The sequence below is a fragment of the Micromonospora sp. CPCC 205539 genome (assembly GCF_036906815.1).
In the GTDB taxonomy this organism is placed as follows: Bacteria; Actinomycetota; Actinomycetes; order Mycobacteriales; family Micromonosporaceae; genus Micromonospora.
On sequence record NZ_JBAKHW010000038.1, the window covers coordinates 30139 to 46691 of the forward strand.

General features: G+C 70.4%; 16 protein-coding genes and 1 tRNA gene. 9 read left to right on the forward strand and 8 right to left on the reverse strand.

What is annotated here, in order from left to right; genetic code table 11:
• Window positions 1-44: 44 nt before the first annotated feature.
• Window positions 45-1574: a peptide deformylase gene (locus V6V47_RS26440; protein WP_334631076.1), complete on the reverse strand. Its 1530-nt coding sequence runs from the start codon at window positions 1572-1574 to the stop codon at window positions 45-47.
• A gap of 325 nt (window positions 1575-1899) precedes the next feature.
• Here V6V47_RS26440 and V6V47_RS26445 point away from each other — a divergent pair, with 325 nt between their 5' ends.
• Window positions 1900-2664 (forward strand): IucA/IucC family C-terminal-domain containing protein, encoded by a 765-nt coding sequence (locus tag V6V47_RS26445; RefSeq protein WP_334631109.1) that lies wholly within the window; start codon window positions 1900-1902, stop codon window positions 2662-2664.
• A 5-nt stretch (window positions 2665-2669) separates the two neighbouring features.
• Here the strand turns inward: V6V47_RS26445 and V6V47_RS26450 are convergent, their stop codons facing one another.
• A complete protein-coding gene (locus V6V47_RS26450; protein ID WP_334631077.1) occupies window positions 2670-4499 on the reverse strand; it encodes a hypothetical protein in 1830 nt (609 codons plus the stop codon).
• A gap of 212 nt (window positions 4500-4711) precedes the next feature.
• On the opposite strand from V6V47_RS26450, the gene V6V47_RS26455 reads away from it, so the two are divergent.
• A complete protein-coding gene (locus V6V47_RS26455; protein ID WP_334631078.1) occupies window positions 4712-5422 on the forward strand; it encodes a class I SAM-dependent methyltransferase in 711 nt (236 codons plus the stop codon).
• Window positions 5423-5558: 136 nt separating this feature from the next.
• On the opposite strand, the gene V6V47_RS26460 is transcribed toward V6V47_RS26455, so the two are convergent.
• Window positions 5559-6101 (reverse strand): YbhB/YbcL family Raf kinase inhibitor-like protein, encoded by a 543-nt coding sequence (locus V6V47_RS26460; RefSeq protein ID WP_334631079.1) that lies wholly within the window; start codon window positions 6099-6101, stop codon window positions 5559-5561.
• Window positions 6102-6248: 147 nt separating this feature from the next.
• Here V6V47_RS26460 and V6V47_RS26465 point away from each other — a divergent pair, with 147 nt between their 5' ends.
• Window positions 6249-6404 carry a hypothetical protein gene (locus V6V47_RS26465; RefSeq protein ID WP_334631080.1) on the forward strand — a complete coding sequence of 52 codons (156 nt, stop codon included), beginning with the start codon at window positions 6249-6251 and terminating at the stop codon, window positions 6402-6404.
• Window positions 6405-6441: 37 nt separating this feature from the next.
• A complete protein-coding gene (locus V6V47_RS26470; protein WP_334631081.1) occupies window positions 6442-7671 on the forward strand; it encodes a low temperature requirement protein A in 1230 nt (409 codons plus the stop codon).
• 13 nt (window positions 7672-7684) lie between these two features.
• Here the strand turns inward: V6V47_RS26470 and V6V47_RS26475 are convergent, their stop codons facing one another.
• Entirely contained in the window at window positions 7685-7987 is a 303-nt protein-coding gene (locus V6V47_RS26475; protein WP_334631082.1) for a flavin reductase, read from the reverse strand.
• On the reverse strand, window positions 7984-8292 hold the full coding sequence (locus tag V6V47_RS26480) for a hypothetical protein (RefSeq protein WP_334631083.1): 309 nt from the start codon (window positions 8290-8292) through the stop codon (window positions 7984-7986). The genes V6V47_RS26475 and V6V47_RS26480 overlap by 4 nt, the downstream gene beginning before the upstream one ends.
• 194 nt (window positions 8293-8486) lie before the next feature.
• Between V6V47_RS26480 and V6V47_RS26485 the strand changes: the two genes are divergently transcribed.
• On the forward strand, window positions 8487-9023 hold the full coding sequence (locus tag V6V47_RS26485; RefSeq protein WP_334631084.1) for a UTRA domain-containing protein: 537 nt from the start codon (window positions 8487-8489) through the stop codon (window positions 9021-9023).
• Window positions 9024-9025: 2 nt separating this feature from the next.
• Window positions 9026-9784 (forward strand): GntR family transcriptional regulator, encoded by a 759-nt coding sequence (locus V6V47_RS26490; RefSeq protein ID WP_334631085.1) that lies wholly within the window; start codon window positions 9026-9028, stop codon window positions 9782-9784.
• A 101-nt stretch (window positions 9785-9885) separates the two neighbouring features.
• Here the strand turns inward: V6V47_RS26490 and V6V47_RS26495 are convergent.
• Window positions 9886-9972, reverse strand: a tRNA-Ser gene (locus V6V47_RS26495).
• A gap of 352 nt (window positions 9973-10324) precedes the next feature.
• On the opposite strand from V6V47_RS26495, the gene V6V47_RS26500 reads away from it, so the two are divergent.
• Window positions 10325-11302: an NAD(P)H-quinone oxidoreductase gene (locus tag V6V47_RS26500; RefSeq protein WP_334631086.1), complete on the forward strand. Its 978-nt coding sequence runs from the start codon at window positions 10325-10327 to the stop codon at window positions 11300-11302.
• On the opposite strand, the gene soxR is transcribed toward V6V47_RS26500, so the two are convergent.
• Window positions 11285-11740: a redox-sensitive transcriptional activator SoxR gene (soxR, locus tag V6V47_RS26505; RefSeq protein ID WP_334631087.1), complete on the reverse strand. Its 456-nt coding sequence runs from the start codon at window positions 11738-11740 to the stop codon at window positions 11285-11287. The two genes, V6V47_RS26500 and soxR, sit on opposite strands and share 18 nt — an antisense overlap.
• Window positions 11741-11793: 53 nt before the next feature.
• On the reverse strand, window positions 11794-12501 hold the full coding sequence (locus V6V47_RS26510) for a glycosyltransferase family 2 protein (protein ID WP_334631110.1): 708 nt from the start codon (window positions 12499-12501) through the stop codon (window positions 11794-11796).
• Between the two features lie 123 nt (window positions 12502-12624).
• Between V6V47_RS26510 and V6V47_RS26515 the strand changes: the two genes are divergently transcribed.
• Window positions 12625-14799, forward strand: coding sequence for a phospholipid carrier-dependent glycosyltransferase (locus tag V6V47_RS26515; protein WP_334631088.1), 2175 nt, complete (start codon window positions 12625-12627; stop codon window positions 14797-14799).
• Window positions 14800-14947: 148 nt separating this feature from the next.
• Window positions 14948-16540, forward strand: a complete 1593-nt coding sequence (locus V6V47_RS26520) for a ricin-type beta-trefoil lectin domain protein (RefSeq protein ID WP_334631089.1) — start codon at window positions 14948-14950, stop codon at window positions 16538-16540.
• The last annotated feature ends 13 nt before the right edge of the window (window positions 16541-16553 follow it).

The following is a 16553-nucleotide window of genomic DNA, read 5'->3' on the forward strand; positions in this document are numbered from 1 at the left end:
CGCGTGCCCCTGCCCCCTGGGGCACGCGCCCCGGTCCCCCTCGTTCAGTAGCGCCAGGGGCGCCCGGTCTCCCGGTACTCCTCCACCGGCACCAGCGGCACGCCCGGCGCCATCCGGTCGACGTACAGCCGACCCTCCAGGTGGTCGATCTCGTGTGCGACGAGCCGGGCCATGCCGAATTCGAACGAGGTGATGACCCGGCTGCCGTCCCACTGGGCGTGTTCCACGTCCAGGCGCAGCGGTCGGGTCACCAGACCGCGGTGGTCGAAGAAGGAGAGGCATCCCTCGTACTGCTCGTCGGTGCTCGGGTCGGCGTCGACCACCCGGGGGTTGAGCAGGACGACCGGCTCGGCCGACCGGTCGGGGGGCCGGACCACGGCGGCCGCCCGGCCGATGCTGAGCTGCGACGCTGCGATGCCCACACCCTTGCTGAACGGGTGCAGCTCCTCGAGCCGGGCCAGTGCCACCAGGAGTCGGTCGACCACGGCCCGGGCCACCTGCTCCTCGCCGGGCAGGTCGAACGGGCGGCCGCGCTGGCGCAGCAGGTCGGCCCCGCGTTGGATGATGCCGATGCCGCGCATGCGATCGCTGGGCCGGACCCGGGCGCCGGTGGGACCGACGTCCGGGTCGGTCTCCGGACGGGCGCGGAAGCGCCACTGCATCCGGTAGCGGGCGTTCAACGGCGGGTCGTCGGTCTGCCAGTCGAAGATCGCCCGGTCGCCCTCGTCGCGGCGTTGCGGCGCCGTCCGCAGCGGGCCCTCCTCCGCGGAGAGCGAGGTCTCCACGCCCCAGACCTGCGGGTCCAGCGCCGCCGGCAGGTCCAGGCGTACGGCGAGCTGCCGGGTGGGCAGCCGGACGGCCCGTTGGAACCAGGGACCCCACTTGTCCCGCCCGACGCTGTAGGCGTACTCGATGATGACCCGGTCGCCGGGGTAGAGCGGGAAGCGCCGCTCGCCGTTCTCGAACAGCAGCCAGATCTCCTTGAACGCGTCCCGGTCGTGCTTGGCCCGCCAGTGCATCGGCTCCGGGTCACCGCCGCCGTCGTCGCGGTGGGCCTGCAGCTTCAGTTCGGCGAAGGTGAGCGGGTGCTCCCGGTGGTGCCGGTTGGAGCGGCCGGGGTCGTTGGGGTAGCGGTCGACGGCGACCCGGACCAGGTAGCGGGTGACCGGCTCGGTGCCGGCGTTGTACAGCTCACGGTGGATGACGCACCGGTAGCCGTCGTCGGAGTGGGTGAGGGTGGCGAGTTCCCGTTCCACGACGAGGCCGGTGCCGGGTGGCAGCCACTGGCCGGGCAGGTACGGCTCACGGTGGGTCTGGCCGGTACGGGCGTGCCGGAGCTCGTCGTACTCCCGGAAGCGCTGCCAGATCGCACCGCTGGCCTCCAGGACGGCCTCGGCGCGGCGGGCGAAGTCTTCGGTCGGGCGGTGTCGGCGCCCCTCGACGTGGCTGACGTAGGACGGGTCGAACCCCATCAGGACGGCCAGTTGCTTCTTGGACAGCCCCCGCCCGGTGCGTTGGCGGGCGAGCTCGGCGGCGAAGGAGTCGGCTGCCCGTTCGAGGGGGGAGGTCGTCATCGCTTCCTCTTGGCCGGGAGTATTTAGTTTCACGTTCCGTGCCGGTACGCACACGCATCTGGCACCTTGCCGACACACCGCTTGACAATCCACCGATGAGCATCGATCCTGCGACAGCGTTTTCGCCGGTCGGAGCCGGGTAAGGAGCCGACGGTCGCAGTGACCTGGGCCTCGATGTGACTAAGGTCAGGCTTTCCTTAGACTCTCGGGCCTGGTTAGGCTAGCCTTAGCTCGGGACGACGATGGTCGTCCGCCGAGGCAAGCTCCTCGGGCGCACGGACGGGGGACAACGCAGGTGACAGCGGTGCTGCCGAGGCGCGACGTGATGGCCACGCCGCTCGCCCCCGTCACCGCGGCGCTGCGCGCCATGTTCGGCACCGACGATCTTCCCGGGCTCGCCCCCGGCCTGCTGGTCGACGACGAGGTGGGCTGGGCGCCCGCGACCACCCTCATCGACGGCACCCGACTGCCGGAGCTGCTGCGCGCGGCCACCCTGCGCTGGGGCGGCACGCCGCACGCCTGCGCGGCGTTGGCCTGGAAGTCGTACAGCTACTGGACGGCGCTGCCGGTCGTGCTCGGCTGGGCCTCGGCCCGGCGGGTGCCGCTGCTCGACCCGACCGACGTGCTGATCCACTTCGAGGACCACCGGCCGCTGCTCACCCTGGGCCTACGCCGCAACACCACCGTGGCGGTGCTGCCGAGCGATCCGCTGGCGCTCTCCGACCACCCGGCCGTCCGCGTCGTCGCCGGCGAGGCGGAGTTGCTGGCCGCACTGCGCGCCTCGCTGCTCGACGCTCACCTGGCTCCGCTCATCGCGGCGATCCAGGCGGAGGTCCGGGTGGGCACCCGGACGCTACTCGGCTCGGTCGCCTCCGGCATCGCGCACGGCATTCTGCGGGCCGCAGACGGGCTGCCCGGCCCGACGGTGCAGACCATCGACACCCTGCTCGGCGCGCTCGACCTGGCTGACCTCATCGAGCTGGTGCCGGGGCCGACCGGCGAGCCGACCGTGCAGCGGCGCACCTGCTGCCTGGCCTTCACCCTGCCCAGCCCGAAGGTCTGCCAGGGCTGCTGCGTCCGTCAGGACTGACGCGCTCAGTCGGTCAACGGTCGGACGTCCCACACCCACACCCCGCCGGTGAAGACCGGCTGGATCCCGGTCAACTCGGTCATTCCCCGGCGCAGCGCCCCCTCGTACTCGTGCGGTCCGAGAATGACCACCCCGGCCCGCCAGTAGCGCAGGTCGTCGACCGCCTTCACGCGACTCTGCGGACTGATCGGCGGCACGGCCCCGGTGCGCCGGATGGTGCCGAAGAAGCTGCTGGTGGGACGGGGCGGCGCAGAGAACAGGGCGATCCTTGGCTGCTCGGCGCTCGGCCGGGTGTCCGGGCCGAGGAAGTAGCCGCGGGCCAGCGGCATGTCCAGTCGGGTCACGGCCGACCAGCGCAGCGGCTCCGCGTAGTTGGTGTCCGGCAGCGGCAGGGTCACCACGCTGCGCCCACCGGTCACGTACGGCCGCCAGGCCCCACTGGTCACGAAGGTGGGGACCGGGTCGAGGCGGACCACGGGCAGCGGGGTGGGCAGGATCGGCAACAGGGCCATCGTGAGCAGGGTGGCGGTGGCGAAGCGGATCTGCCAGCGGGCGGCCGGCTGCCCGTCGGCCAGCTCGCGGGCGCGCTCGGCGCCGTACGCGAGGAGCAGCCCGATGATCGGGGTGATCGCCAACGCCCACCGGGTCGGCACCACCGAATGCAGGATCGGCAGGTTCTCCAGCGCCGCCCACGGCCCCGGCACGCCGGTGCCCCGGCCGTCGAAGCGGATCTCCCGGCCGAGCGAGAGCACCGCGAAGAGCAGCCCGAGGGCGGCCAACCCGAGCACCACCACCGACCGGCGTAGCCACCAGATCAGGGCGACCACCAGCACCACCAGTGACCAGCCGAAGAAGCTGTTCTCCTCGGTGGGGTTCTTGGCCAGGTTCGCCGCCGTGCGCTGGCTGCCGGCGAGGGACTCCCGGGAGTACGCCACGAACGAGGCGAGGTCGCTGGAGTAGCCCCGGATCAGCTGGGACAGACCGGAGTAGGCGCCCGGGCCGAAGAACTGGACGTACAGGGGGTACGCCAGCAGCAGCCCGGCGAGCCCGGCGGCGACGGCCAGCCCGGCGAGGAAGGGCCGGGCGCGCGACCGTAGGTCCCGGCGACCGAGGGCGAGCGCGCCGACGATCACGCCCAGCCCGATCGCGGTCATCAGCAGGATCTCCAGGTTGAGGAACGCCTGCCAGACGATCACCAGCGCGAGGAGCACCCCGTTGCGCAGCCAACGGCCCTGGTCACCGAGCCGCAGCGTCCGCCAGATGATCAGCGGAACGACGAACTGCGACACGATGTTCGGGTGCGCATTGGCATGCGACACCATTGCCGGCGCGAACGCGCAGAAGCCGGCGCCCAGCCAGGCTGGCCCGCGGGCTCCGATCAGGACCCGGGAGAGTAGGAAGTACCAGGCAATGGCGGTGGCGATCATTCCACCGGTGAGAAAGAGCAGAAATGCTGCGCGAGGCCCGAGCAGCACGGTGACTGGCGTCATTGGCAGCGAAATGGATAATACGGACGTATTCGCCATCAGATTGACGCCGTCCGGCACGTTCATCCGGTCCGAATGGAACGGATATGCGAAATGCGTGACCACGCGCGCACCGTGCGCCATCATCCATTCGAACTGCGACTGATCGGATCGATTGTCCCGCACCCCGCTGCCTGGTTCGAGCCACAGCCGCCCGGTGACCCAGAAGCCGAGCACCACGAAGCTCAGCACGGCGGGCAGATCGGCCCACCTCCCGCTGCGGGGCGGCCGGGCACCGTCGCTGGCTCCCTTCACCGGCACTGCGGCGTTCGGGCCGTCGCCAGGGGCGCCCGATTCAGGAGTAGTCATGACAATTCATAGGGTAGTCAGCGTATGGCACTGCCGTGACATGTTTCGGGGTACTGCCGTACTATGTGCCGGGTTCGCCGACCGCCGATCACGTGCCCGCCCCCGACCCACCATTCGGCCATCGCGCTGCCCCGATTCTTCTGCCATCCGCGCGGATGATTCACTCTGTCGGTCCAGGCACGGGTCGAGTTCATATCGTGAGGAATCGACGCATGGCAGAAATCACTGGGGATCAGCGCGTTCAGTCCGAGGTGCTGGAGGGCCTGGCGACCGCCGTCAACCACCGTCGCTGGTTCGTCGAACTGGCAGTGCCGTACCTCGGTGACGATCCGATTGAGATCGGTAGCGGTCTCGGTGACTATGCGTTGGAATGGTCGCAGCGGCTGCCCCGGTTCACCGCCACGGAGGCCGATCCGGACCGGCTGGTGCAGCTCAAGGAGCGCCTCGCCGACCGACCCAACATCGACGTCCGGCAGATGCTGCTGCCGCACAACGACCGGGGCGAGTACAGCGCGGCGGTCTCGTACAACGTGTTGGAGCACATCGAGGACCACGTGGGCGCCCTGCGCAGCATGCGTGACCTGCTCCGCCCCGGCGGCGCGGTGATCATCATCGTGCCGGCGTTCCAGTTCGCGATGGGCCCGGCCGACATCGCCACCGGGCACGTCCGCCGCTACACCAAGAAGACACTGGGTGCGGCGATGACCGAGGCCGGCCTGACCGTGGAGAAGATCCACTACGCCAACGCGTTGGGGCTGCTCGGCTACTTCATGGCCACCAAGGTCTTCCGGCTGATGCCGAAGGAGGGCCCGATGGTCAAGGTGTACGACACCGTGGTGCTCCCGGCCACCAAGGCAGCCGAACAACTCGTCCGCCCCCCGTTCGGCCAGTCCGTCTTCGCCGTGGCCCGCGTCCCCGCCTAACCCCCGCCCCCGCCCCCGCCCCCGCCCCCGCGCCCGCGCCCGCCCCCGCGATCTTGCACTTTCGGTCGCCGACTCACCCCAATTGTCGGATATGCCGAGGCAGTAAGTGCAAGATCGCGGAGGGCTCGGCGCGGGGTCAGTCCTTGATTTGGTACGTGGGCCGGATCGTGGCCCGCGCGAGGGTGTGGGGCGTGAGGTTGAAGCCGACGTAGGCCGGGCTGGCGTCGGGGGTCAGGTCCAGGCGCTCGACGTCCAGCGCGTGCACCGCGAAGATGTACCGGTGCGGGCGGTCGCCGGCCGACGGGGCCGAACCGCCGTAGCCCTGCTCGCCGTAGTCGTTGCGGACCGAGAACGCCCCACCGAGGTCGGTGCTCGCCGCGCCACCCGCGCCGCTGGGCAACTGCGTGACGGTGACGGGCACGTTCACCAGCACCCAGTGCCAGAAGCCGCTGCCGGTCGGCGCGTCCGGGTCGTAGCAGGTCACCGCGAAGCTCTTCGTCTCGGCGGGGAAGTCCGACCAGGTCAACTGCGGTGAGACGTCGTCACCCCCGGTGCTGCCGTGTGCGTGCCGGGCGTCCATCGGCTCGCCGTTCTGCACGTCGTCACTGGTCAAAGTGAACGAGGGCACCGTGGGCAGCAGCTCGTACGGGTCTGGGGCAATCGGTCGTTCCAGGGTCATCGGGCCGCATCCTTCCGAATGTTCGCAAGATTCCTCCGCCCTTCTTACCCCCTCGGGGTCGGCCGGACTCGGGAAGTACGGGGGTGCCAGGGGACGAACTGCCCGCCGCTATCGTTATCGGTCGGCACCATGGCGCAGGGGGACTTCTTGGCACGCATCTGGCGCGACTTCCTGGTCGCCGCGATCACCGCATTCCGGCGACCCGACGAGCGGAAGATCGCTGAGGAGCGTCGACGCGCGGTCGACCGGCTGGCCGAGGAGACGATCCGGGACAACCGACGGGCCGCCGACCCGCCGGAGTGACGCCGGGGGTAACCGGGATTGCCACTGGCTCGGCGACGTGAGCGTTGAAGATGAGCTGATGGGGCGGATCTTCCGGTCGCGACCGGTGGTGACCGGGGAGGCACACCGAACGACCCTGTTCGAGATCTTCTTCGACCTGGTGTTCGTCTTCGCCCTCATCCGGGTCACCGGGTTCATGAGCGCGCGCCCCACAGCACTGACCCTGGCGCAGGGATTCCTCGTCCTCCTGCTGCTGTGGATCTCGTGGCTCGTCTTCGCCTGGCTCGGAAACCAAGCTCGGATCGATGTCGGAATGAGCCGTGCCGGCACCACCGTCGCCATGGCGGCCGTCTTTCTCGTAGCCCTCGTCATCCCCGACGTCTGGGAGACCGGGCCGGGGGCGTTGGAGCCGCGGCTGATCCTGGTGCTGGCCTACATCGTGGTGCGGGTCATCCACCTGGGCCTCTACCACTGGGCGGCGACCGATGATCAACGCCTGCGCAGGACCATCCGGCTCTACGCCCTCACGACGGCGCTGTCCTGGATTCCACTCGTCCTCGGTGCCATGTTCGGCGGCACCGCGCAGATCCTGCTCTGGGCGGCAGCGCTCACCGTCGACTATTCGGGTGGGCTGATCGCGTCCCTGCTGAGTGGATGGCCACTGCGCAGCCCCGCCCACTTCTCGGAGCGACACAGCCTCGTCCTGATCATCGCGCTCGGCGAGTCCCTGATCTCGGTCGGCACCGGGATCGGGGCCGAGGCCGGGATGACCAGCAGACCGATCCTGCTGGCGGCGCTCCTCACGCTTGCTAGCACGGTGTGCCTGTACCGGCTGTATGCCAAGAACGCGACGATCGCCGGGAACTCGCTCCGGACGGAGCCCGGTCAGCGACGCGACCAACTCGCCGCCAACGCATACAGCATTGGCCACTTCCCGCTGATCGCCGGGACCATCTACCTGGCGTTCGGGGTCGAACAGGTGCTCACCCGCCTGGCCCACGACCACTCTTACGACGCCCCCGCGCTGCGCCTGGAGTGGATCCCGGCCATCGCGCTGTTCGGCGGGACCGCCCTGTACCTCGCAGGCAGGGCGACGTTCCTGAGTCTCAGCGTCCGGTTCCTGTCACCGGGTCAACTCGTCGCCCCCGCTGTGGTGGTGCTGCTGCTCCCCGTCGGTCGATTCCTGCCCAGCCTGGCCGCGCTCGGCATGCTCACCGCGTTCCTCGTCGGCCTGGTCTGCTACGAGGAGATCGTCGGACGGAGACAGGATTCCAGCGGTACGCCCTGACCAGCCTCGTCGGTCATCGGGTCCAGAGCACGAATCGCTCGTACAGCTCGGTCGGCGCGACGGCTGGCAACTCGGCGGTGACCACGAACAGCAGACTGCCCACGTACATCGACAGGCCAATCCGATCGGCCCCGTACGCTTCGGCCAGCCGGACCCGCGCGGGATCGCACGGCCAGTCCTGCTCGCACGTCCGGCACGCCCAACCGGGCCGGCTCGGCAGATGCTCGCCGTCGAGCCGCCGCTCCAGCGCGCCGACCGCTCGATCAGCCTGGGCAGCTCGGGCCGCCCGTACCGTGGTGAACTCCTCGGCCATCATCGCGCCGCCCCGACGTACCGGGCGAAAACGGTGATCCGCCCGTCGACGGTCCGGCATACCGCCTCGTAGGCGCCGGCGGGCCGCCACACCGCGATGACACCGTGGCGGATCCGAGTGGTGAGCACCCTGGAGTTGGCCCCCTCAGCGATCACCGCCCACTCGCCGGGGCGGGCTCGCAGCTCGGCCGCGATCCGCACGGCACGCTCGGCAGCCGCGGTCGCACCGCCCGGGGTTCGCGGGTTACGGCGGGTGGGTGGCGGCGGGTCTTCCCACCGCAGGACGCCGTCGATCAGGTCTTGGCTCACCGCGCGTCTCCGCAGGTTCGAGGCTTCTGGCCGGGGGCGGAGGTGGCGTAGTGGTCAGCTCGGCACTCCATACCACAACCATACTGCCAAATGCGTAAGGCAGCAATGAAGTGTGCAGGCGGGGATGCGAGGGAGCTGTTTAATCAGGCAGTAAGGTCAACGAAAGTCGGCAAAGACCGAAGGGGTGCCGGATCATGGGACAGCCGAGGTGGACGACCACCTCCGATCAGTACCTCGACCCCACGGCCGGCGACACCTGGGCAGCCGAAGCCGCAGCTTCCGGGCAGCAAGGAAGCCAGCGCATCCTCGACGCCACCACGCTGCCCGCACCGGTAGACGTCGCGGTGCTCCTCGCACTCCCGAAGGACGCTCCGGTGGTGCTCCGGCGCCGGCTGCTACTCGCCGACGACCACGCCGTGGAGGTCGCCACCTCCTACTGGCCCGCCGATCTCGCCGATCTGACCCGTCTCGCCCAGCCGGAAAAAATCCCCGGCGGCACGGCGCGGTTCCTCGCCGAGATCGGCCACACGCCCGCTGAGATCCGCGAGGAGGTCTCCGCTGCGTCAGCGCAGTCGCGCCCTCTTGACCAGAGAGCGCTGAAGTTGAAGGCCACCGACCCAATCCTCGTGCTCGCCCGGGTCCTGCTCGGCGCCGGCGGCATGCCCTACCAGGTCGACGTCAACGTCATGCGCGCCGGCCAACGCATCCGCTACACCCGACAGGCAGGCTGACCATGCCCACTCACCGCGACCCCCGCCCGCGATCCCAGCAGATCGCCGCCGACCTGCGCGCCGACATCATGAGTGGCGACATCGCGGCGGACTCCTACCTGTCGAGCACCGCCGAGCTGAGCGCCAGGTACAGGGCGTCCGGGGCCACCATCCAGAACGCCGTGTCCATCCTCAAGGCCGAGGGCTACGTCGAGGGCGAGCCTGGCAAGGGCGTCAAGGTCAGACCCACCCGGCAACAGACGATCACGCCTGCCGACTACGCCACCCTGCCCGCCGATGGCCAGCCGTACGCCTGGATCACCGCTGCGGCCGAACGAGGGCAGCGCGGCGCGTACCGGCTGCTCGCAGTTGCCGAAGTCCCCGCCCCGATACAGGTAGCTCGGGCCTTCTCCGTCGACCCGGGATCGCCGGTCGTCCGTCGGGCGCAACTCGGCACCCACAACGACGAACCTGTCGAACTGGTCCACACCTTCTACCCAATCAGCCTGGCCCGCGGTACGGCCCTGGCGGTGAAACGCCTCATCAAGGGAGGCTCTCAGGTGGTGCTCGCTGAGCTGGGAGCGGAGCCGGTTTCGTTCGAGGACGTCATCTCGACCAGGCCTCCGACGTCGGAGGAGTTCGTGGCGTTGGACCTGCCCACCGAGGTGCCGATCCTGCGCACCTTCCGGGTCGCGGTCAGCGCGGCCGGCCAGCCGGTGGAGTGTCAGGTGATGGTGAAGTCCGGCCACCGCCACGAGGTCCGCTACCGCTGGCCGTCCTGAGCGGCGCCCGCAGCGCAGAGCGCCCCCACCAGCCCCCCACCATCAAACGGTCCCCGCCTGAAGATGAGGGCTGAGCTGCACCAACGTAGATCATTCGACTGCGGAGGGTGTGGGATTCGAACCCACGAAGACATCGCTGCCTTACCGGTTTTCAAGACCAGCGCCATCGGCCACTAGGCGAACCCTCCCGGCCCGCCACCCGAGGGTGTACGGCCGTGCCTAGTCTGCCATGACCGCCACGCGGGCACCCGGCGTCCCTCCCCAGATTGCCGCCCTGGAAGTCCATAGTGGGCCAAGATTCGGGGTAGCCGGGCGCTGATCAACTCGATGTCGGTGAAGTTGGGGTGTCCTGGTGGCTGGATGCCCCGACATCGGCGAAACGGAGTGGATCAACCCCGCACCGCCACCCCGCGCGCGGCGAGCGCGCACCGCCAACCCAAGCGCGGTGCGCGCGCCGCCAACCACGCGCGATGCGCGCACCGCCACCCCGGCGCAGCGCGCGAACTGCGACGAACGGCGCTATCGGGTAAGACTGAGCTCATGCGAGCCATCACCATTCCGCAGCCCGGTGGACCCGACGCGCTGGTCTGGGCCGAGGTCCCCGATCCGGAGCCCGGCCCGGGCGAGGTGATCGTGGACGTCCGCGCCAGTGGCGTCAACCGCGCTGACCTGCTGCAGCGCAAGGGTCACTACCCGCCGCCGGCGGGCGCGCCCGCGTACCCCGGATTGGAATGCTCCGGGGTGATCAGCGCGATCGGCCCGGACGTTTCCGGGTGGGTCGTTGGTCAGGAGGTCTGCGCGCTGCTGGCCGGCGGTGGGTACGCCGAGCGGGTCGCGGTGCCCGCCGGGCAGTTGCTGCCGGTGCCGGCCGGCGTCGACCTGGTCGACGCCGCGGCGCTGCCCGAGGTGGCCTGCACGGTCTGGTCGAACGTGGTCCGGGTGGCTCGGCTCAGCGCGGGCGACACGCTGCTGGTGCACGGCGGGGGCAGCGGGATCGGCACGTTCGCGATCCAGTTCGGTGTGGCCCTCGGTGCCACGGTGCTGGTCACCGCGCGGGCGGCCAAGCATGCCCGGTTGAAGGAGTTGGGTGCCGCGCACACGATCGACTACCGGGAGCAGGACTTCGTCGAGGAGGTCCGGCAGGCCACCGGCGGCCACGGCGCCGACGTCGTCCTCGACATCATGGGCGGGTCCTACCTGGGCCGGAACATCGAGGCGCTGGCCACCGGTGGTCGACTGGTGGTGATCGGGCTTCAGGGCGGCGCCTCCGCCGAGCTGAACCTCGGCGCGCTGCTCAGCAAGCGGGCCAGCGTCGCGGCGACCACGCTGCGCGCCCGGCCGCTGGCCGAGAAGGCGGAGATCGTCCGGGGCGTACGCGACGAGGTGTGGCCGCTGGTCGAGACCGGCGCGATCCAGCCGGTGGTGGACCGGCGGCTGCCGATGAGCGACGCGGCGGAGGCGCACCGGCGGGTCGAGGCGAACGATCACCTCGGCAAGGTGTTACTCACCGTCGGGTGACGGGCGGGGCAGCATCAGGCGGGCGCCCGGCCCCTCACCGGCCAGCGCGTCCCCCGGGTTGTTGAGCGTGCAGCGCTGCAGGGACAGGCAGCCGCAGCCGATGCAGCCGTCGAGGTCGTCGCGGAGCTTGGCGAGCAGGCGGATCTTCTCGTCCAGACGACCCCGCCAGCTCGCGGAGAGCCGCGCCCAGTCCTGCGGGCTGGGCGTACGGGAATCGGGCAGCGAGTCCAGAGCGGCACGGATCTCGTCCAGTGAGACGCCGACCTGCTGTGAGATCCGGATGAAGGCGACCCGCCGCAGCTCGGCGCGCGGGTAGCGCCGCTGGTTGCCGCCGGTGCGGTCGGCGCGGATCAGACCGAGCCGCTCGTAGTAGCGCAGAGCGGACGGCGCCACGCCCGAGCGGACGGACAGATCGCCGATGGTCAGTGAGTCCTGCATTACCCGGTCCTCTGAGTTGAAGTGCCCTTCAACTCAGAGGTTATCTCCGACGGTCAGCGGGCCGCCGGCGTCGCGGGGCGGCGGCGGGCGCGTTCCCGGCCGAGGATCCAGATCGCCTCGACGCCGTCCTTCCAGGTGATCTTCTTGCCCTCTTCGCGGCCGCGCGCCCGGTAGCTGATCGGCACCTCGTACGGCCGGATCTTGCGGCGCAGCAGCTTGCCGGTCACCTCGGCCTCCATGCCGAAGCCGCGCGAGCGCACCTCGAGGGACCGGTAGAGCGCCACCGGCATCAGCTTGAAGCAGGTCTCCAGGTCACCGATGTACGAGTTGAACAACACATTGGCCGCCATCGTGACGCCCTTGTTGCCCATCACGTACCAGAAGCTGTAGGCGCTGTGGCTGCCGAAGGTGCGATTGCCGTAAACCACCGTGGCCCGCCCGTCGAGCACCGGGTCGAGCAGCTTGGGGATGTCCTGCGGGTCGTACTCCAGGTCGGCGTCCAGGATGACCATGAAGTCACCCTCGGCGCTGTCCACCGCCGTCTTGATGGCCGCGCCCTTGCCGGAGTTGCGCTGGTGGGTGATGACCCGCAGGCGGGCGTCATCGGCGCGACCGAGGATCTCGCCGGTGTTGTCCCGGCTGCCGTCGTCGACGACAACCAACTCGATCTCGCAGGGATAGTCCACCGCCAATGCCTGCTTGAGGGCATCCGCGATGCGTTCTTCCTCGTTGTAGACCGGCATGAGGATCGAGAGCTTCACGGGAATCTCCACGGTGGCGACAATACGTCGGGCATAGCCTAGCGTGGCTGGTCAGCCGGACGCTGTTCGCCACCGGCGGCGGCCGGCGTGGCGGGCTCAGCTCGATGGTGTTTACTTCCGCCCATGTCGGCTGCCGGCTCCCTGCTCGCGGCGGTACCTACCGCTGCGGTGTTCCTGCTCACGGTCGCGACGAGGCCGGGCGGGGCCGGCGCGGTGGCGCCGATACGCCTCGCCGTGGTGCGCGCCGCCCTGCTCACCGGGGCGTACGCGGTGCTCGTCGTCGAGGTGCTCGGCGCGCTGAACGCCCTGACCCGGCCGGCGTTCGTCATCGCCTGGCTGCTCTTCCTGGCCGTTGCCGCGACAGCCGCCGGGCTGCGGTGGCGTCGGGAGAACCGTCTCGCGCAGCAGCCCGCCGCGGTCTCCCGACCCGTACCGGTCGGTGTCGGCGTGGCTGCCGGGTCGGACACACCAGCCCCGGTCACCGACAGCGGTAACGCAGGGCCCGCACCGGGCCGGGACCGCGGGGCACGCGCCGACCTCTTCGCCCGGGCAGCAGACATCTGGCGTACGGCGGGTCGGGGCGAGCGACTGCTCGCCGGCACGATCGGCGGGCTGCTCCTGCTGGAGCTGCTGGTCGCGCTGCTGGCCGAGCCGAACAACTTCGACTCGCAGACGTACCACCTGCCCAAGGTGGAGCACTGGGTGGCCCAGGGCGACCTGGACTTCTGGCCCACCGCCATCCACCGGCAGGTGACCATTCCGCCCGGTGCCGAGTACCTGCTGCTGCACCTGCGTCTGCTCACCGGTGGGGACGGGCTGCACAACCTGGTGCAGTGGGCCGCCGGGGTGGGCTGCCTGTTGGTGGTCGCGCGGATCACCGCGCAGCTCGGCGGCAGCCGGCGGGCCCAACTACTCACCGCGTTCGTGCTGGCCAGCACCCCGATGGTGGTGCTCCAGGCGACCAGCACGCAGACCGACCTGGTCTGCGCGGCGTGGGTGGCCTGCGCGGCGACCCTGGTGCTGGACGGGCTGCGTCGACGGACCGGCTGGGGCACCCTGCTCGGGCTTGGCGCGGCCACCGGACTCACCGCGGTCACCAAGACCAGCGGCCTCATCGCGGTCGGTCCGCTGCTGGTCCTCTGGGGACTGGCCCAGCTCCGGCTGGCGCTGGCCGGAACCGCGCCAGCGGCCGACGGAGTGCGGCGGCCGGTTGGCCGGGTGGCCCGCACAGTCGCCGGGTCAGTGCTGATCATGCTGGTCGCGGCCGTGGTGGTCGGCCCGTTCCTGGCCCGGGTGACCGCCGAGTTCGGGCACCCGCTGGGGCCGCCCCGGCTGCGGGAGTCGATCCCGATGGAGCGGCACGACCCGCCGTCGATCCTGGTCAACGCGCTGCGGATCGGCCACACCGCGTTCGACACCCCGCTCGCACCCCTGCGCCGGGTCGGCGCCGACGCCATCATCGGTGGCGCGGACGCGATCGGGGTCGACCCGCAGGACCGGGCGATCACCTTCGGCCGGGAGGTCTTCCCCGTGCCCGCCTGGTACCCGGACGAGGACCGGGTGGCGTTCCCGCTGGCCGGGGCCCTGGTGCTGATCGGCGCGGTGGTGGCGCTCGCCCGGCCGCGCCGGATCGACCCCGGGCAGGTCGGGCCGCTGCGCGCGTACGCGGTGGTGGTGCTGGCCACCGTGCTGCTGCACACCTCGATGCTCAAGTGGCAGCCGTGGGGCAACCGGCTGCTGCTCTACGCCCTGGTGCTCGCCGTACCGCTGGCCGGGCTCTGGCTGGACTCGGTCTTTCGCCGACGCCGTGGGCCCGCAGTGGGGGCGGACGGCCGACGGTCGGTGGCCACGCTCACCGCGGTTGCCGTGCTGGCCACCTCGGCGCTGGCCGGGGTGCTCTCGTTGTCGTACGGCTTCCCCCGACGGCTGGTCGGTGCCGGCTCGGTCTTCACCACCTCGGACTGGGACACCCGGTTCCTGCGCCGCCCGCAGTGGGCCGACGAGTTCCGGTGGGCCGCAGCGGCGGTGCAGGACAGCGGCGCCCGTCGAATTGGGCTGGTGGAGCAGAACGACAACTGGGAGTACCCGTGGTGGCTGCTGCTGCGGCAGCCGGACGGCGGCTCGCCGGAGCTGGTGTCCCTCCAGTCGGTGTTGCCGGAACGTCCCCCGGCCGACCCGTTTTCGGTGGAGGCCATCGTCTGCACGGGCAGCAGGCCGGCCTGCGTCAAGCTGGTCCCGGCGGGCTGGCGGCTGGAGTTCCGCGACTACGTCGGCTACGCGCTGCCGCCAGGCCGCTGACCGAGAGGCCGACCGCCCGGATCGTCCGATCCGGGCGGTTCTGCATTCCGCGCGCAAGGATCCGAGGCGCATTCACATCCACTGATCAGCACGTTACCTTCTGGTAACTCAATCGACGTCCCGCGATTGAGCCGAAAGGAGTGCGTCGATGCCCGCAACTCCCGCACATGCCACCCGCCGACGGGCCATCACCGTCGCCGTCGCGGTCGCCGCCCTCGTCCTGCCGATGCTCGCCGGACCGGCCGCCCCCGCCACCGCCGCCGACCGGCCAACCATCCAGCCACTCCCCGCCAACCTGGAGGCGGTCCGCGCCGCCGAGGCGACCGCCCTCTACGGCGCCCCGGGGATCCGGCCGATCGACCAACGCCGCACCGCCCTGATCACCATGGGCGACAGCGAGATCTCCGGCGAGGGAGTCGGCAACTACGTGCCCGGCACCCACCAGGACGGCAACTGGTGCGACCGCTCGTACGACCAGGCGGTGTTCCGTACCGGCATCCCGTCGGACACGCAGTACAACCTGGCCTGCTCCGGCGCCACACCGTGGAACCTGATCGCCGGTGGCCCGACCCAGCACAACGAGCTCAACCAGGGCGACTACCTGGGAATCAAGGCGCGCAACACGCACGTGAAGCTGATCTGGGTGGTGGTCGGCGCGAACGGCGAGGGGACCATCCAGTTCGGCCCGGTCGCCACCGACTGCGCGATCAGCCGGGTCTTCTTCACCGGCGAGTGCTACCCGGACTACACCGACCAGTGGACGATCCGCACCGACGGCAGCCGCCAGGCGGTGGTCGGCGCCCTGAACGACATCCGGGCGACCATGACCAACGCCGGTTACCTGCGCTCGGACTACGAGCTGGTGCTCATGTCGTACCCGAGCCCGGGCAGCCCGGACGTGGAGGACAACCCGAACTTCCCCGGCTGGTACTCCGGCGGCTGCCTGCTCTACCTGGCCGACGCGGCGTTCGCCCGGAACAAGGCGGTGCCGTTGTTCGAGACGGCGCTGCGCACCGCGGCCACCCAGACCGGCACCCGCTACCTGGACGCCAGTCGGCTCTTCCACGGCCACGAGGTGTGCACCGACAACACCTCGGTCCGGGGCCTCTACATCGAGGTGGGGATCTGGAACGAGAATGCCGCCCGGCAGTCGTTCCACCCGAACGCCCGGGGGCACGGCATGTTCGCCCAGTGCATCACCCAGTTCTGGACCTCCGGGCAGGAGCGGGCGAGCTGCGTCGACCCGGCCAGCACCGGAGCCGGGGTGCTCTACCCGGGGTTGCTGGAGTTCAAGCAGTTGCGCAACGCAGCCACCGGCACGTGCGTCGACGGCAAGGGGTACGACTCGCGCAACGGCACCGCCCAGCAGCCGTACACCTGTCACGGGGGGCGTAACCAGGGCTTCTGGTACGACGCGACCCGCCAGTCGCTGCACTCGGAGCTGTCCCATGATCGCTGCCTGGACGTCTCGAACAGCTCCATGACGTCGGGCACGGCGGTCAACATCTACGACTGCAACGGCACCGCCGCCCAGAAGTTCACCTTCGTCGGCAACCAGCTCAAGCCGACCGCGGCCAGCAACCTCTGCGTCGCGTTCGACAACCCCTGGCTGGGCAGCCCCCGGCTGCGGCTGGCCAACTGCTCCACCAGCACCCGGCAGCAGTGGTCGTTCGAGTCCCGGAACTACGCCAACCCGGTCGGCTACGGGCACGACGACTTCATCGGCTCCCGCGTCTACTGATCAGTGAGGGGCC

Bases quoted from the DNA above. Each gene is read 5' to 3' on its own strand.
- V6V47_RS26440 (WP_334631076.1), bottom strand. From the start codon at position 1,574: ATGACGACCTCCCCCCTCGAACGGGCAGCCGACTCCTTCGCCGCCGAG.
- V6V47_RS26445 (WP_334631109.1), top strand. From the start codon at position 1,900: ATGGCCACGCCGCTCGCCCCCGTCACCGCGGCGCTGCGCGCCATGTTC.
- V6V47_RS26450 (WP_334631077.1), bottom strand. From the start codon at position 4,499: ATGACTACTCCTGAATCGGGCGCCCCTGGCGACGGCCCGAACGCCGCA.
- V6V47_RS26455 (WP_334631078.1), top strand. From the start codon at position 4,712: ATGGCAGAAATCACTGGGGATCAGCGCGTTCAGTCCGAGGTGCTGGAG.
- V6V47_RS26460 (WP_334631079.1), bottom strand. From the start codon at position 6,101: ATGACCCTGGAACGACCGATTGCCCCAGACCCGTACGAGCTGCTGCCC.
- V6V47_RS26475 (WP_334631082.1), bottom strand. From the start codon at position 7,987: ATGATGGCCGAGGAGTTCACCACGGTACGGGCGGCCCGAGCTGCCCAG.
- V6V47_RS26485 (WP_334631084.1), top strand. From the start codon at position 8,487: ATGGGACAGCCGAGGTGGACGACCACCTCCGATCAGTACCTCGACCCC.
- V6V47_RS26490 (WP_334631085.1), top strand. From the start codon at position 9,026: ATGCCCACTCACCGCGACCCCCGCCCGCGATCCCAGCAGATCGCCGCC.
- V6V47_RS26500 (WP_334631086.1), top strand. From the start codon at position 10,325: ATGCGAGCCATCACCATTCCGCAGCCCGGTGGACCCGACGCGCTGGTC.
- soxR (WP_334631087.1), bottom strand. From the start codon at position 11,740: ATGCAGGACTCACTGACCATCGGCGATCTGTCCGTCCGCTCGGGCGTG.
- V6V47_RS26515 (WP_334631088.1), top strand. From the start codon at position 12,625: ATGTCGGCTGCCGGCTCCCTGCTCGCGGCGGTACCTACCGCTGCGGTG.
- V6V47_RS26520 (WP_334631089.1), top strand. From the start codon at position 14,948: ATGCCCGCAACTCCCGCACATGCCACCCGCCGACGGGCCATCACCGTC.